Origin of the sequence: Salinisphaera sp., from assembly GCF_002729955.1 — a bacterium.
Lineage (GTDB): Bacteria > Pseudomonadota > Gammaproteobacteria > Nevskiales > Salinisphaeraceae > Salinisphaera.
In genome coordinates this window covers 61,276-78,120 of the sequence record NZ_PBYA01000028.1, presented here as the reverse complement: position 1 = coordinate 78,120, position 16,845 = coordinate 61,276, and the positions used below count along the sequence as shown (strand labels likewise).

11 protein-coding genes are annotated in these 16,845 nt (G+C 63.9%); 8 read left to right on the top strand and 3 right to left on the bottom strand.

All coding sequences use genetic code 11. The annotated features are described in order from the left end of the window. Positions 1-6 precede the first annotated feature (6 nt). Positions 7-3,507 carry a PAS domain-containing hybrid sensor histidine kinase/response regulator gene (locus CMN27_RS07890; RefSeq protein WP_293625404.1) on the bottom strand — a complete coding sequence of 1,167 codons (3,501 nt, stop codon included), beginning with the start codon at positions 3,505-3,507 and terminating at the stop codon, positions 7-9. A 206-nt stretch (positions 3,508-3,713) separates the two neighbouring features. Between CMN27_RS07890 and serS the strand changes: the two genes are divergently transcribed. Beyond that, positions 3,714-4,988: a serine--tRNA ligase gene (gene serS / locus CMN27_RS07885; protein ID WP_293625402.1), complete on the top strand. Its 1,275-nt coding sequence runs from the start codon at positions 3,714-3,716 to the stop codon at positions 4,986-4,988. 461 nt (positions 4,989-5,449) lie between these two features. On the opposite strand, the gene cysB is transcribed toward serS, so the two are convergent. Further along, positions 5,450-6,430 (bottom strand): HTH-type transcriptional regulator CysB, encoded by a 981-nt coding sequence (gene cysB, locus CMN27_RS07880; protein ID WP_293625400.1) that lies wholly within the window; start codon positions 6,428-6,430, stop codon positions 5,450-5,452. A gap of 125 nt (positions 6,431-6,555) precedes the next feature. Between cysB and CMN27_RS07875 the strand changes: the two genes are divergently transcribed. Together CMN27_RS07875 and cysG are read left to right on the top strand one after the other, a co-directional pair. Next, a complete protein-coding gene (locus CMN27_RS07875; RefSeq protein WP_293625398.1) occupies positions 6,556-7,368 on the top strand; it encodes a sulfite exporter TauE/SafE family protein in 813 nt (270 codons plus the stop codon). A gap of 21 nt (positions 7,369-7,389) precedes the next feature. Further along, entirely contained in the window at positions 7,390-8,793 is a 1,404-nt protein-coding gene (gene cysG / locus CMN27_RS07870) for a siroheme synthase CysG (protein WP_293625396.1), read from the top strand. Between the two features lie 103 nt (positions 8,794-8,896). Here the strand turns inward: cysG and CMN27_RS07865 are convergent, their stop codons facing one another. Next, positions 8,897-9,568, bottom strand: a complete 672-nt coding sequence (locus tag CMN27_RS07865) for a Bax inhibitor-1/YccA family protein (protein WP_293625394.1) — start codon at positions 9,566-9,568, stop codon at positions 8,897-8,899. 71 nt (positions 9,569-9,639) lie between these two features. On the opposite strand from CMN27_RS07865, the gene CMN27_RS07860 reads away from it, so the two are divergent. From CMN27_RS07860 to CMN27_RS07840, 5 genes are read left to right on the top strand one after another with little or no spacing between them, the layout of a single operon-like run. Beyond that, positions 9,640-10,578 carry a DNA/RNA non-specific endonuclease gene (locus CMN27_RS07860; protein ID WP_366515421.1) on the top strand — a complete coding sequence of 313 codons (939 nt, stop codon included), beginning with the start codon at positions 9,640-9,642 and terminating at the stop codon, positions 10,576-10,578. Positions 10,579-10,632: 54 nt separating this feature from the next. Then, positions 10,633-14,268, top strand: coding sequence for a response regulator (locus CMN27_RS07855; protein WP_293625390.1), 3,636 nt, complete (start codon positions 10,633-10,635; stop codon positions 14,266-14,268). Positions 14,269-14,271: 3 nt separating this feature from the next. Then, positions 14,272-15,135 (top strand): protein-glutamate O-methyltransferase CheR, encoded by an 864-nt coding sequence (locus tag CMN27_RS07850; protein WP_293625388.1) that lies wholly within the window; start codon positions 14,272-14,274, stop codon positions 15,133-15,135. Then, positions 15,132-15,713 carry a chemotaxis protein CheB gene (locus CMN27_RS07845; protein WP_293625386.1) on the top strand — a complete coding sequence of 194 codons (582 nt, stop codon included), beginning with the start codon at positions 15,132-15,134 and terminating at the stop codon, positions 15,711-15,713. Before CMN27_RS07850 ends, CMN27_RS07845 begins: the two co-directional genes overlap by 4 nt. Positions 15,714-15,717: 4 nt before the next feature. Continuing rightward, positions 15,718-16,794 (top strand): diguanylate cyclase, encoded by a 1,077-nt coding sequence (locus CMN27_RS07840; protein ID WP_293625384.1) that lies wholly within the window; start codon positions 15,718-15,720, stop codon positions 16,792-16,794. Positions 16,795-16,845: the final 51 nt, after the last annotated feature.

Genomic DNA, 16,845 nt, shown 5'->3' with positions numbered 1-16,845 from the left:
CCGCGGTCAAGCGCGGGCGAGCGTGGCAAGCGTCGCCCGCAGCTTGGCCGGTTCGAGCGGCTTGTAGAGCACACTGACGCCCATCTTGCGAGCGCGCTCGACGATCGCACGGTCGCGATTGGCGGTAATCAGAAGACAGCGCAGATCCCGTATTTCGAGCAGGCGCGCGGCCAGCTCAAGACCGTTCGGCTTGTCGCGGCCCAGGTCGTAATCCAGCACAGCGATCTCGATATCCAGATCGGCGACCACCTCGGGGGCATCCTCGGCCGGTGCGGTCATGCATTCGGTCTGCCAGCGTTCAAGCAGGCCGGTGAGGGCATCGAGCGACGCGTTGTCGTCGTCCACGCACAGAATCTGGCAGCCGGCGAGTGCCTGGACCTCGTCGGCGGGATTGAGTACGCGGCTTTGGCTTGCCGTATCCTCACCGGCTGCGACGCGTTCAACCTCCAGGCAGAACAGCGTGCCGTGGCCGACTTGCGAGCGCACCTCGATACGATGGCCAAGCAGGCGTGCCATACGATCGGCCAGCGACAGGCCCAGCCCCAGGCCGCGATCGCCGGAGACCGCTGTCGATGCACCGCGCGAGAATTCTTCGAAGATCGTGCCCAGCTGTTCTTCGGCAATGCCAGGGCCCGTATCCCAGACCTGGATACGTACCCGGTCTTTGCTGCGGCGCACGCCCAGCAGCACGCGCCCCTGCGGCGTATAGCGCACGGCGTTGGACAGAAAGTTCTGCAGAATACGGCGTAGCAGGGCGGGGTCGGAGCGCACCCAGCAGTTCGACGTCACGCTGTGCAATGCCAGGCCGGCCTCCTGTGCCAGTACGGAGAACTCGGCGGTGAGTGGTTCGAGCACGCGTGCGAGCGGGAAGGCGCTGGGGCTGACGTCCCAGGCCCCGGCATCGATCTTGGAGATATCCAGCAGCGGCTCGAGCAGGGCCTGGGCGGCCTCCAGCGAGGTCTGGATATGCGTCAACGCCTCGCTCTGGTCGGCATGGCCGCGTTCGCGGGCAGTGGCCGCGAACAGACGGGCGGCATTGAGCGGCTGCAGAAGATCATGGCTGGCCGCCGCCAGAAAGCGAGTCTTGCTCAGGTTGGCCCGTTCGGCGTCGCGGCGTGCCTGCTGGGCGGCCTGCTGGGCGGCGGCGCGTTGATCGTTCTCGCGGCGCAGGCCTTCGTTGGCCCGGCTTAGCGCCGCGGTTCGTTCGGCCACCCGGGCCTCGAGCTGCTCGTTGGCGCGGGTCAGGGCCGCTTCCGTGCGCTTGAAGGCGGTAATGTCGTTGAAGGTGGTCACGAAACCGCCGCCGGGCATGGGGCTGCCGGTCATTTGCAGCACGGTGTCGTTATGCCGATGCCGTTCGAAGCGATGCGCTCGGCCCTCGCGCATATGGGCCAGGCGCTTACGGACATGCTCTTCGACCGGGCCGGGGCCGCATTCGCCGCGCATGGCGTTGAACCGGATCAGATCGGCCACCGGCCGGCCGGTGCGTACCAGTCCGGGCGGATATTCGAACAGCTCCAGATAGCGGGTATTCCAGGCGACCAGACGCAGATCCTGATCGATCACGGAAATGCCCTGATCGATATTCTCCAGCGCGGCCTGCAACACGCTGCGATTGAACTGAACCGCGTCGGCGGTGCGGTCGATCAGGCGCACCATGTCTTCGATCGCCAGATCGCGCTGGCGCAGTCCGGAGGCGAGCATCAGCCGCGCCGACGCACTGCCCACCACGCCGGCGAGCCGGCGCTCGGCGAACTGCAACAAATGCGCATCGACCAGCTGATTCGACAGAATCTCGCGATCGTGATTGCCGGCATACTCGTTGAGGGCGGCATGGGCAGCCTGCACGCCAAGAAAGCGTTGGAGCAGTACTTCGAGTTCGGCGACGCGGATCGCGGGCTGGCGGGTTTCGGTGCGCCGACGCTGGGCGCGCCGCAGGCCGAGGTCGACGAAGGCGGTTGCCTGGGCGCGTTCGATCAGGCTGGTCGAGCTGTTGAGCGATACGCCCGCCATCACGACGATATCGACCAGCAGGATCCAGAACACGCCGTGGGTGAGCGTATCGCCGAAGTCGTAGCCGAACAGCGCCTGCGGCGTAAGCCAGCTGATATGAAAAGGCCCGGTTGTAACCCAGCCGGCGTCGAACCAGCCCACCGCGGCGAGATTGGGTAGAACCAGCGTATAGACCCACACACCCAGGCCGGCGGCAAGCCCGGCGACCACGCCGCGCCGGCCAATCGCACGAATATAGAGCCCGCCAATCAGCGGCGGCAGAAACAGGGCCACACCGGCAAACGAGAGCAGCCCGATCGAGGCCAGGGCCTCCGAAGTACCGAACAGCCGGTAGCAGCACCAGGCGAGAAACAGAATCAGCACGATCAGCCCGCGCCGGATATGCAGCAGGGCGTTGCCGATATCGCGCCGGCCGATGAAGCCCAACCGTGGAATACGCAGGATGAGCGGGACCACGACTTCGTTGCAGAGCATGGTGGCCAGCGTCACCGTGGCCATGATGACCATGCTGGTGCCCGCCGACACGCCGCCGATATAGGCGGCCAGGGCTACGCCGGGGGCGTCGGCCGACAGCGGCAGGGCGAGCACGAAACGGTCGGGATTGACCTGGCCCGGCTCGAACAGCACCAGCCCGGCAGCGGCCAGCGGTATCACGAACAGCGACATCAGCAGCAGATACAGCGGGAACAGCCAGCGTGCCGTGTTCAGGTCGCGCGTATCGGTGTTTTCTACCACGCCCACGTGGAACTGGCGCGGCAGGCACAGCGTGGCGCCAACCGCGAGGATGCAGGTGGTGACAAAGCGTGCATCCAGCAGCGGGGCGTCGAACAGCTGGTTGAACTTGTCGACTTCGCCGGCCTGGGCGAACAGGTCACCCAGACCGTTGAACATGCCGTAGACCACGAACAGGCCGACGAACAGAAAGGCCGCCAGTTTGACGACCGACTCGAAGGCGATTGCCAGGATCAGGCCCTGATGCGACTCGCGCGGGTTCACGTGGCGTGTGCCGAAGAAGATGGTGAACACCGCCATCAGCACCGCCACATACAGCCCGGTGTCCACCCAGGGCATATGCGGCTTGGTGTCGGCGTTGGCTACCTCGGCGCCCTGCGTGAGGGTATAGAACGACATGGTCAGCGCCTTGAGCTGCAGCGCGATATAGGGCAACACCACGAACAGGGCGATGCCCGACACCAGGGCCGCCAGCCCCTGCGACTTGCCATAGCGCGCGGCGATGAAGTCGGCGATCGACGTCGTATTCTGCTGCTTGGCGATGAGCAGCATCTTGCGCAGGATCGGCGACAACACCAGCAGCGCGAACATCGGCCCGACATAGATGGGCAAATAGGTCCAGCCCCGCGTTGCTGCACTGCCGACGTTGCCGAAGAACGTCCACGAGGTGCAGTAAACCGCCAGTGACAGCGCATAGACCACCGGACGCGGGCCGGGGCGCTTGTTCGCGCGCCCGCGGCGATCGCCCCAATGGGCGATCACGAACAGGATGCCGATATAGACGATCGAGCTTACGACCAGTATCCAGGCACTTATGATGACGAATTCCCCCGCGGCCGCTGGCGGCCGTCTCTATTCGGATCGGTTCGGGCTACGGTGGCCCACGCAGCTGGCAGCGGGCGACTGTCAGGCTGCAGCCGCCGGCCGTGCCCCATATAATGCCGCGCAAATCCAATGACGACGACGTTATGCTCGATCCCCGCCTGCTTCGTAACGATCCACAGGCCGTCGCGGCGGCACTAAAGAAGCGCGGCTTCGATTTCGATGCCGCGGCCTATGCCGATCTCGATGCGCGCCGCAAGACGCTGCAAACGCGCACCGAGGAACTACAGGGTGAGCGTAACCGTCGTTCCAAGGCGATCGGCCAGGCCAAGGCTGCCGGCGAGGATATCGAACCGCTCAAGGCCGAGGTGGGCGATCTGGGCGAACAGCTCGATGCGGCCAAGGCCGAACTGGAAACCATCCAGGACGAACAGGATGCCATCCGGGCTGGGCTGCCCAATCTCGTCGCCGACGACGTGCCGGTGGGCGCAAGCGAGGACGACAACGTCGAAACCCGTCGCTGGGGTGAACCGCGCGCCTTCGATTTCGAAGTGCGCGATCATGTCGAGATCGGTGAAATGCTCGACGGCCTGGATGCAGCCACGGCCGCCAAGCTCACCGGCGCCCGCTTTACCGTGCTCCAGGGCGGCGTGGCTCGGCTGCACCGGGCGTTGATCGCCTACATGCTCGCCACCCATACCGCCAACGGCTATACCGAGTTGAACGTGCCTTACATCGTCAACTCCAAATCGCTGTATGGCACGGGGCAGCTGCCGAAGTTCGGGGACGATCTGTTTCGTCTGGCCGAGCCCGAGGACTATTACCTGATTCCCACCGCCGAAGTGCCGATGACCAATATCGTGGCCGACGAGATCGTCGAGCACGATCGGCTGCCGTTGAAGTTCGTCACCCATTCGCCGTGCTTTCGCGCCGAAGCGGGCGCGGCCGGGCGCGACGTGCGCGGCATGATTCGTCAGCACCAGTTCGAAAAGGTGGAAATGGTCAACGTGGTCGCACCGAGTGAATCGGCCGCGGCGCTGGAAGCGCTGACCGCCAGCGCCGAGTCCATTCTGCAGGGGCTTGAACTGCCGTACCGGGTGGTGACGCTTTGCACCGGCGATATCGGCTTTGCCGCGGCCAAGACCTACGATCTGGAAGTCTGGCTGCCGAGCCAGAACACTTATCGTGAAATCTCCTCTTGCAGCAACTGCACGGATTTTCAGGCCCGGCGCATGGGCGCGCGTTATCGCGACCCGGAAACCGGCAAGCCGGTGCTGCTGCATACGCTCAACGGTTCCGGGCTTGCGATCGGGCGCACCCTCGTGGCCGTACTCGAGAACTACCAGAACGCAGACGGCAGTGTGGACGTGCCCACCGCGCTGCAGCCGTTCATGGGTGGCGTGACGCGTATCGAAGCCTGAGCCGTCAAAGCACTCGTGCGCGCTTCCACCCGGTTTCGGGTGCGGGCGCGCGCGTGGTCCGACTCAAGACTCACTTGGGTCATATTTGAAACTCAGTCGGCTTCGTTCAAGCGGGTTGGTTGTTCGGGAATGAACGCGAAGACACGGCGATAAGGCGATTGTCCGCAGATCGACACGGATCAACGCAGATCAGAGCGGGACCTGGCAGCGCCGGGTTTGCGCTTGCCCGATTTTGGGTGCGCCGACTGCCGCGCCTTTCATCGGCGTGAATCTGCGTCGATCTGCGGACGGGTTTTGGAATAACGCAGTCCGTCGCATGAAGCCATGCCCGCCGGAACGACGCCGACCACAGGGCGCGTTCGTCTTACGCTTGTGTCAAACGCGGTTGGCTTCGTTCAAGCGGGCCGGTTGTTCGCGAATGAACGCGAAGACACGCGATCAGGTGAGAAACAACAGCAAGACTAAAGCTCAGGCAGTTCGGCCCAGAGCTGCTTGATCAGCGCGTCGTAGCGCGCACCCGGATATTCGGCCAGTGCCTCGTCGAGGACGGCGCTGGTCAAGTGCGGTGCGAAGATCTCGATGAAACGACGCATGTAGCCACGCAGGAACAGGTTGTGCCGAAAGCCGATATGGGTGGTGCTGGCCGCGAACAGGTGGCTGGCGTCCAGGCGTACGAGATCGGCGTCGGCGACCGGGTCGTAGGCCATGTTCGCGATTACCCCCACGCCGAGCCCGAGGCGTACATAGGTCTTGATCACGTCCGCATCGACGGCGGTGAGCACCACATTGGGGGTACGGCCCTCGGCTTCGAAGGCGGCGTCCAGATGCGAGCGGCCGGTAAAACCGAAGGTGTAGGTCACGATCGGCTGCTCGGCGAGCTGGGTGAGTTGCAGCCGGGGCGTATCGGCCAGCGGATGATCGCGGGGCACGAGCACGCAGCGGTTCCAGTGGTAGCAGGGCAGCATCACCAGCTCGTCGTAATGCTCCAGCGCTTCGGTGGCAATGGCGAAGTCGGCATCCCCGGCGGCGGCCCAGCCGGCGATCTGCGGGGGCGCACCTTGGTTGAGATGCAGCGATACCTGGGGGTATTCGCGACGAAAGGTGTCGACCACCGGCGGCAGGGCATAGCGGGCCTGGGTATGGGTGGTGGCCACGCACAGCGAGCCCCGGTCCGCATCGGCGAATTCGCTCGCCGTACGGGTGATGTTTTCCACCTCGGAAAGAATACGGCGCGTGGTTTCCAGAATACGGGCGCCCGCGGGGGTGATCCGATCCAGATGTTTGCCGTTGCGCTCGAACACGAGCACGCCGAGTTCTTCTTCCAGCAGGCGGATCTGCTTGCTCACCCCGGGCTGGGAGGTATGCAGCGCCTCGGCCGCGGCGGTGATGTTGAGCCGGCGCTTGGCGACTTCGTTGATATAGACGAGCTGGCGCAATTTCATGGCTGGAAAGAGTCGGTCACGTTATGCCGTTATCTTATTAAAGCATGAATATATAGTTCTATCCGATTTGACAGCCACCTGATAGCCTGCGCGCTTTCTTGCTTGGTCCGAGAGTAGCGCAGACGATGATTGCGTTCAGCCTAGCCGGGTTGCTGGTCGGCGTAGCCGTCGGCGTGACCGGTGTCGGCGGTGGTTCCCTGATGACGCCGCTTTTGATTCTGATCTTTGGTTTTGCGCCGTCCGCAGCAGTGGGCACCGACCTGTTGTATGCCGCGGGCACCAAGGGCTTCGGGACCTGGCTGCACGGCCGCCAGCAGACCGTGGATTGGTCCGTGGTGGGGCTGATGGCCAGCGGCAGTCTGCCGGCTGCCGTGCTCACCATCTTCTGGCTGCATTATGTCGGGCTCGATCCCTGGGTCGAGCATCTGATGACCATCACGCTGTGCGTGGCGATCATCGCCACCGCCGTTCTCACCCTGGTGCGCAAGCGCATCATGGCGCGGATCGGTGAGGAAAACCTGGGCGAGTCCGGCCTGCCGCCGCGCCTGTTGGCCCTGCGCCCGGCGATTACGGTCGTGGGCGGGGTGGTGCTGGGCGTACTGGTCACCCTGTCGTCGGTCGGCGCAGGCGTGCTTGGCACCACGCTGTTGCTGCTGCTGTATCCGCGCCGGGCCGCGATACGCATCGTCGGTACCGATATCGCCCATGCCGTGCCGTTGACCCTCGTGGCCGGCATGGGCCATCTGAGCCTTGGCACCACCGATCTGCCCGTGCTGGGCTTTCTGCTGCTGGGTTCGCTGCCGGGCATTTACCTGGGCACGCGGCTGGGTTCGCGCTTGCCCGATGGACTGCTGCGCCCGATCATATCCGTTCTGCTGCTGGTGATTGGCGCGAGCATGCTGTTTGATAGCGTCGTGTCTCTCACCTCGGCCGGTTGAGGTTTTTTCCGTCTGACTGTTTTGTCGAACAACGTTTCCAGTCTGCCGATATTCGTACGTCTTGCCGGGCGCCGCGTGCTCGTCGTCGGCGCCGGCGCCGTGGCCACACGCCGCATCGAGCGTCTGCTTGATAGCGGCGCGGCTGTAACCGTGGTTGCGCCCTCGGTCGCGGGCGCGGTACGTGACTGGGCCGACGCCGGCCGACTTCGTCTGTTCGAGCGCGTTTTCGACCCGACCGATGTCGAGGGCCATGCGCTGGTGTTTGCCTGTACCGACGTACCGGCGATCAATACCGATGTGGCCACGGCCGGCCATCGCGCCGGGACGCTGGTTCAGCAGGCCGACGACGCGGGCGCCTCCGATTTCCTGGTGCCGGCGGTCGTACGCCGCGGCGTTTTGCAGATCGCGGTTTCCAGCGACGGCCAGGCGCCAACGCTCGCGCGTATTCTTCGTAGCCGTCTTGATGCCTGGCTGCCGCGCGCCTATGGCGATCTCGCCGGGCTGGCGGCCGATTTTCGCGACGTGGTCAAGCAAAAGCTGCCGCGACATCACCGTGCCCGTTTCTGGTCGCGAGTACTGGACGGGCCGGTCGCCGAAAAGGTGTTTACCGGCCGACTGGCCGAAGCGCGTCGTGAGCTGGACGACCTGCTGGCCGAAGACAGCCCGGCCGTGCCCACCCGGGGCGAGGCCTATCTCGTGGGCGCAGGCCCGGGCGATCCGGATCTGCTGACATCACGCGCGCTGCGACTCATGCAACGCGCCGACGTCGTTCTATTCGACAGCCTCATACCGGCTGCGATCGTCGAGCTGGCCAACCCGAAGGCCGAGCGTATTCATGTCGGCAAGCGGGCCTCGCGCCATACCTTGCCCCAGGAAGACATCAATGCGCTGATGGTGCGGCTGGCCGGCGAAGGCAAGCGCGTGCTGCGGCTGAAGGGCGGCGACCCTTTCGTATTCGGTCGTGGCGGCGAAGAGATCGCCCAGCTCGCCGACGCGGGCGTTCCTTTTCAGGTCGTGCCGGGTATCACGGCCGCGAGCGGCTGTGCGGCCTATGCGGGCATCCCGCTGACCCACCGCGACCATGCCCAGTCGGTGACGTTCGTCACCGGGCATCTCAAGCAGGGTGAGCTCGAGCTGCCGTGGTCACAGCTCGCGCGTGCCGGCCAGACGGTCGTTTTCTTCATGGCGGTCAAGAGTTTGCCGGTTATTTGCGAAGCGCTGCGCGAACACGGGCTGGCTGACGACTGGCCGGCGGCGCTGGTCATTGAAGGCACGACGGTGCACCAGCGGCTGGTCGTCGGCACGTTGGCTGACCTGCCCGCACGCGTGGCCCGCGAGACGATCGAGGGGCCGGCTCTGCTGATTGTGGGCGAGGTGGTACGACTCAACGAAACGCTCGGCTGGTTTCGCCCCGATCCCGAATAACGCGGCGCTTCGCGCCGCGGCGACGACAAAAAAAACCCGAAGCGGATAATCCGCTTCGGGTTTGCAGGCCGTGCCAGGCCCGACTATTCAAGCGCTTGTGCGCTTATTCCTCACCCATGAACACGCCGAGCAGCTGCAGCAGGCTCAGGAAGAGGTTGTAGATGGTCACGAACAGGGTCACGGTCGCGGTGATGTAGTTGGTTTCGCCGCCGTGAACGATCTCGCCGGTCTGATAGACGATCAGGCCCGACATCAGCAGCACGAACAGGGCGGAAACCGCCATCGACAGGGCCGGGATCGAGAACACCACCGCGATGATGCTCATCACGAAGGCGACCAGGATGCCCATGAACAGCATGCCGGCCCACTGGTTGAAGCGCTTGCCGGAAGCCAGCGCATAGGCGGACATGCCCAGAAAGATCGTGCCGGTACCGCCCAGCGCCAGCATGACGATTTCGGTGCCGTTGGAGAAGTTGTTGATGTAGAGATTGAGAATCGGGCCGATGGTATAGCCCATGAAGCCGGTTAGAGCGAAGACGCTGACCAGGCCCATGGCGCTGTTCTTGGTCTTTTCCACCGCGAACAGCAAACCGAAATAACCGACCAGCGTAATGATCAGCCCGGGATGCGGCGCGTTGAGCGCCATTGCCGTACCCGCGACCACTGCCGAAAACAGCAGCGTCAGCGACAGGAGCATGTAGGTATTGCGCAGTACGCTGTTGGTGGCCAGCGCTGTCTGCGCGCGCGAAGTTCGAAGAGTGCGTTCCGCGTTCATTTATCGATCTCGAATTGAGTATGGTTGAGAGGCTATCACGCTTTATTCGCAAAGAAATCTTTGCCTGAACAATGCATATAAACCGTTTTCTACTGCACGATTTCTTCAGGAACCATAGACTCTTTGCGCATTCGATCGTTCCCGCATTTGCCGTACTCTACGGGCTGGTTGGCGGTATGCTCGTGCCGGCTGCGCTGGCACATCCGTCATGGCCCGAAGAGCTCGGTTTGCCGCAGTCACTTGATCGCAATATACGTCTTATCGAAAACGATGGATTCGTGATCGGCTACGACCAATCGCTTGGGCGTGCGGCGTGGGTGGCCTATCGTCTGACGGCGGTGTCGGATTACGTGAACCGCCCAAGGCCGCCGTTTATCGACGACCCGCGGCTGCAAAAGAGCACGGATACGCATGTATACGACGGGCCGGACTATGACCGCGGACACTTGGCACCCAACTACGCAATGAGCCAGCTTTACGGACAAGTCGCGCAGCGCCAGAGCTTTTACTACAGCAATATCGTGCCGCAGCGCCCGCGGTTGAATCAGCTGGTATGGCAGCGCCTCGAGGAGATCGAGATCGACGATATCGCGCCCCGGCACGGCCCGCTCTGGGTTCTGCTCGGGCCCGTCCCCGCGGCGCGCGTTGCGCTCGGCGACGACCCGAAGGGCGACGGTGGCAGCGAACCGCCGGTCGCTTTCTTCCGAATCTGGATTGCGCACGACAAAGACGGTGCCTGGCAGGCGACGGCGTTCATGGTGCCGCAGTCGGTACGGGGCGATGAGCCGCTGGTTCAGTTTCTGGTTGCGATCGCCGCCATCGAGGCGCGTACTGGAATGAACTTCTTTCCGGCCCTGTCCGAAACCGAGCAGGCCCATCTTGAAAACAGCCCGGCGCCGCCGCGTCGCTTCGGTCTAGAGACGCTGGCATGCATGCCGGCACGTTATGCGCCACGCTGGCGGGATCGCGGCGCGGTGCGGCTGGATTTCGACCGGTGCGCTATTCACTGACAAGGACATGTTTCCCCCAGGGCGTGTACGCGCCGGGTACGAGTTAATCCATTGATGCCTGATACCGATAAACTGGCCAAGAGTTCCGATGCCTTCTGGCGCCGCCTGTCGATACGGCAAGGCCTGATCGGCTCTGTCGTATGCCTGCTCCTGCTGTTCGGCACGGCCTGCGCGGTGAGCTTTTTCGCCTTCGAGAATGTGCGTTCGGCACGAGCGCTGTCCGACGACGTATCGAGCACGCTCACGCGTACCGCCGAACTCGAGGAAGCCGTGACCCGCAGCCAGAGCGCACTGCGCGGCTATGCACTTTCCGGCGATCGCCAGTTCGTGGACACCATCAACCGAATGACCGCCCAGTTCGAGGCGGCGCTCGACAGCCTTTACGACTACAGCGACGAATCCGCACTCCAGCGGCGCCGGCTCAGCGCGATCGAACGCCTCCAGCAGCAGTGGTATGCCGACGTGATCGTTCCCGTGATCGACGAGGTGGCCGCCGATGACCTTGCCCAGGCACGGCGGGATCTCAGCCGCGGGCCGGGCATCGAGTTGACCGATGCGCTGCGCCAGAATCTGAACCAGTTCCGTTTCCAGGTGCAGAACGAGCTCGATCGCAGCGTGGCCGTGATCGAGTACCGTCAGGAACGTGCCCGGTGGCTGCTTGTGGGCGTGCTGCTGTTCGGCCTGCTGATCGGTCTGTTCATGGTTCGCGCCATCGTTCGCCGCGTGACCCGGCCACTGAGCGTGCTCGCGAAGATGACCACCCGACTGGCCGAGGGCGAACGTACGCTGCACGTGCATTTTCGCGAACGCAAGGATGAGATTGGCGAAGTCGCCAACGCGCTGGAGAAGTTCCGCCAGATCATCATCGAACAGGACGCGCAGGCCTGGATTCGCGATCATCGGGCGCGCATCACCGTGGCCCTGCAGAAATGCAAGTCCGAGCAGGAAGTGGGCAAACGGCTGCTCGAAGAACTCGCGCCGCTGTTCGGCGCGGGCTATGCGGCGCTGTTCACGCCGGTGGCCGGCAGCGATCGCGACGACGTGTTCGCGCTGGCCGCGAGCTATGGCTACAGCCGCGATGTCGCCCAGACCTTCGAAGAGGGCGAAGGTCTCGTCGGCCAGGTCATCGCCAGCGGCGAGCAGATCGTGCTCACCGATGTGCCGGAGAGCTATCTGAGCGTACGCTCCGGGCTCGGAGAGCTGACCCCCGAGGTGTTGCTGATCGCGCCTGCCAGAGCTGGCGGGGGCATCCTGGGCGTACTCGAACTGGGCATGTTCAAGGCGCCGACCGAAGCCCAGCAGGAGCTTTTGAGTACCCTGTTGCCCAGCGTTGGGCTGGGACTGCTGTCGCTGGCGCGTACGCGCCGCGCGGTGGAGTTGCTCGAACAGAGCCGTGCGCAGACCGAGGCATTGAAGGAGTCCGAGCAGCGCCTGCGTGACCGCCAGGAAGAGCTCAAGAACGCCAACAGCGAACTGCGCATGCAAAGCGAGGAGCTCAACGCCCAGTCCGAGGAACTGCGCGCCTCCGAGGAAGAGCTCAAGGTTCAGTCCGACGAGCTGCAGGCCACCAACGAGGAGCTGCGCCAGCGCCAGGAGACGATGCGCAAACAGCAGCAGGAGCTGGCACGGCTGCATTCGGAGACCAAGCGCCGCGCCGAAGCGCTCGCGCGGACCAGCCAGTACAAGTCGGATTTCCTGGCCAACATGTCGCACGAACTGCGCACGCCGCTCAACAGCCTGCTCATTCTGTCGCGCAGCCTGGCCGACAACAGCGCGGGCCATCTGGATGAGGAAGAGGCCGAGGCGGCGGCGATCATCCACGAGTCCGGTACCGGCCTGCTGAGCCTGATCAACGATATCCTCGATCTGTCCAAGATCGAAGCCGGCAAGATGGCGGTCACGCCGGAGCGCACCGAGGTGGACGGCGTCGTGCGCCGGATCGAACGCGACTTTGCCCATGTGGCCCAGAACAAGGGCATTGCTTTCGAAGTGCACGTGGGGGCGGGCGTGCCGGACACGCTGGTCACCGATGCCGGCAAGCTCGATCAGGTGATACGCAACCTGGTGAGCAATGCGATCAAGTTCACCGAACAGGGCACGGTTCGCGTGGAAATCGTGGTGCCCGCGGCCGATACCGTATTCAGGACCGAAGGGCTCGACGCCGAGAACGCCCTGGCGATCCATATCATCGATGACGGCATCGGCATTCCGAAGAACCGTCTGGAACACATATTCCAGGCCTTCGAGCAGGTGGATGCCGGTACCAGCCGTACTTATGGCGGCACCGGGCTGGGGCTTTCCATCTCGCGCGAGCTCGCCCGTCTGCTCGGCGGCGAAATCGGCGTCGAAAGCGAGCTGGGCGCCGGCAGCCGGTTCTCGGTTTACGTACGGCGCGTGCTGGATGCCGATATCGAGATATCGCCCAAGGTCAGCGACAAGGCGCTCACGCGACGGATCGACGAACAGACCCCACTGGCGCAGTCGCCGGCCAGCGGCCAGCAGAGGCCGTCAGACCGGCCGCATGTGCTGATCATCGACGACGATGCACCCTTCGCACGCATCGTCGCCCAGGCCGCGCAGAGTCGCGGCTTCGACAGCAGCATTGCCGCCAACGGCGAGCGCGGTCTGGATATGGTGCGCCAGCAGTTGCCCGACGCCATCGTGCTGGATCTAGGCCTGCCCGGCGGTCTGGACGGCTGGGCGGTGCTGGACCGGCTCAAGGCGAACGAGCGTACCCGCAGCATTCCGGTGCATATCGTGTCGGCGTCCGATGATACCGGTTACTCCAAACAGGCCGGCGCGGTGGGTTATCTGCGAAAACCTGTGTCCAAGGCCGACCTGGAAACGCTGTTCGCACGCGCCGAAGTCCTCAGCGGCCGCCAGGCCCGGCGCGTACTCGTCATCGACGACGACCGCGATGCACATACCGCGATCTCACATCTGTTGCGCGCGGAAAGCGTTCATATAACGTCCGTGGTCAACGGCGCCGAGGCGATCGAACGCCTGGATGCAGAGGAATTCGACTGTGTCGTGCTCGACCTGAGTCTGCCGGACATCAGTGGCTTCGAACTGCTCGAGCAGATCGCTCAGCGTGACGAAGCGCCGCCGGTGGTGGTGTATTCGGCGCGCGAGCTGTCGGAAGAAGAGACCCGGCGGCTGCGGGTCCATACCGACAGTATCGTCATCAAGGGATCGCGCGCCCAGGAGCGACTGCTCGACGAGGTTTCGCTGTTCTTCCATCAGCTGGGTGAACGCGCCAGCGCGACCGCGCCGAGCGTCGCCGAGGGTGGGGCGGGCGAGCAGGCCTCGGTGGCCCCCAATCTGGTGGGCCAGACTGCGCTGCTGGTGGACGACGACATGCGCAACACCTTCGCCCTGTCGCGCGCGCTGCGCGAGAAGGGGTTGAAGGTGCTCATGGCCAGCGACGGCTTCAAGGCGCTCGACCAGCTGGCAGCGAATCCGCAGATATCGATCGTGCTCATGGATATCATGATGCCCGGTATGGACGGGTATGAAACGATCCGCCGTATTCGTACGCAGCCGGAGTACGAGAGCCTGCCGATCATCGCTTTGACCGCCAAGGCCATGCCCGGTGATCGTGAACGTTGTATCGAGGCCGGGGCGACCGAATATCAGGCCAAGCCGCTGGATATCCAGGCCTTGCTCACGCTTATGGGGCGATTGCTGTAACTGATGGTCAAGCCCAGGGATAACGAGGCCGAACAGGCACTCGAAGCGGAAGACATCGCGCTTGAAGCCTTCATTCACGCGCTGAAACTTCGGCATGGCTACGACTTCTCGGAGTACTCGCGGGCATCGCTCAAGCGGCGCGCCCAGGAGTTGGCCCGCAAACTCGGCGTCGAGCGCGTGGGCGACCTCATTCCGAGCACGCTCTACGAGCCGGCCCTGGTACGCGAGATCGTGTCCCACCTGTCGGTGCCGGTGTCGTCGCTGTTTCGCGACCCGGAAGTCTTCCAGGCCATGCGCAGCGAGGTGCTGCCCATGCTGGCGTCCTGGCCACGCATCAATATCTGGCTGGCCGGCTGTGCCTACGGTGAAGAAGTCTATTCGCTGGCCATCATGCTCGCCGAGGCCGGCCTGACCCCGCGTTCCCAGATCTATGCCACGGATTTCAACGACTACGCGCTGGAACGCGCCGCCGAAGGTATTTTCAATCGCCAGAACCTGCCCGAGTATCGCAGTAACTATCTGGCCTCCGGCGGCCCGGGCCGGTTGTCCGACTACTACCATGCCCGCTACAACCTCATCCGCATGCGTCGGGAGTTGCTGGAGAAGGTCGTATTCGCCCATCACAACCTGGTCACCGACGGCGTTTTCGCCGAAGCCCAGCTGATCATGTGTCGCAACGTGCTGATCTACTTCACCCAGCCGCTCAAGGATCGGGTCCTGACGCTGTTCGCGGACAGTCTGGTGCGGGGCGGTTTCCTGGTGCTGGGCAACAAGGAGGCGCTCAGCACGACCTCGCCGGTGGCGGACCGTTTCGAACTGGTCAGCGCCCATGAACGCATTTATCGACTCAAGCGGGACCGGGCATGAGCGACGCGGACTACGCGGCCCTGGTCATCGGCGGTTCGGCCGGCAGCCTGGAAGTGGTCTGTCGGCTGCTCGAAGGTCTGGAAGCGCCGACGCGTCTGGCGATCGTGATTTGTCTGCACACCGCCAGCCGGGACCTCGACGATCTCTGCGCGGTGCTGGGCCGGCATACCGAGTTGCCGGTGGTGGAAGCCGAGGATGGCACGGCGGTCGAGGCGAACCGGGTGCACCTCGCCGCGGGCGGCTACCATCTGCTGGTGGAGCGCAGCGCGACATTCGCCCTGTGTGCCGGGCCGAGAATTCAGTATGCGCGACCGAGTATCGATGTATTATTTGAATCAATGGCCGATACTTACCGTCGGTATCTGGTCGGCATACTGCTGTCCGGCGCCAACGCCGACGGTGCGGCCGGGCTCCGGGCGATTCATCGTCTGGGCGGGCTGACCATCGTTCAAACTCCGGAAACGGCAAGCGCGCCCGACATGCCGCGCGCCGCGCTGAAGCTGTTCGAGCCCGATCGGCAGAACTCGCCCAGCCAACTCTTGGACGCCGTGCGCGTTATTTCACGGCTTGCACGGTAATTTAATGATGCCGCCTATCGATAGTTCATCCGAGCATTCGCGCCCGCGCATACTGGTCGTCGATGACCTGTATGCCAACCGGCTGGCCATGCGCCGGGTGCTGGCAACGCTCGAGGTGGAAGTGGTCGAAGCCGATAACGGCAACGATGCGCTGGCCGCCTGTATCGAAACCGAGTTCGCGTTGATTCTGCTCGACGTACAGATGCCGGGCATGGACGGGATGGAAGTCGCGGAGTTTCTGCACGGCGAGGAGTCGACCCAGCACACGCCGGTGATCTTTGTCACCGCGGGCGCAACCGATGATATGGATCGGCTCAAGGGCTACGACGTGGGCGCGGTCGACTACATCACCAAGCCGCTCAATCCGTCGCTGTTGTCGGCCAAGGTCCGCAACTTCATCGAACTTTATGAAAGCCGGCACGCGCTCAAGAGAGCGTTGGCCGAACTCGACGAGCGCAACAGCCAGCTCGAACGCGAAATCGAGGAACGCCGTCGCGCCGAAGATCGTGCGCAGCAGCTGGCCACCCATGATGCGCTCACCGGTTTGCCCAACCGGTTGCTGTTTCTCGATCGACTGGCCACGAGCATGCAGCGCGCCCGGCGCAAAGGCGGGATTTTCGCTCTCGGATACATGGATCTCGACGGCTTCAAGCCGGTCAACGACGAGTTCGGGCACGGCGTGGGCGATATCACCCTGCAGACGATCGCCGATCGGCTGCGCGAGAACACCCGCAAGACCGACACGGTGGCACGCTTTGGCGGCGATGAATTCGCGCTCATTCTCGAAAATGTCGATGATCAGCAGGCCTGTATCGCCCTCTGCGAGGCGCTGCGGGCGCAGCTGAGCGAGCCGATCTCGTTGCCTTGTGCCGGCGGCTCCAGCGATATCAGCGTGGGTGTGAGTATTGGCCTGGCGTTCTACCCCGCGCATGGCGAAAACGCCGATCGCCTGATGCACAACGCCGATCGCGCGCTGTATTCGGTCAAGCTCAGCGGCAAGGGGTCAGTGCATGTCTTCAGCGCGGCCGACGATGAGGATACCCACGTGCATGGCGCCCAGATTCGTGCACGTATGCGCTAGGTTGAAAGCGCTTATACCGGCGGACGGGGTCACGGTTTGCCACAGCCACCG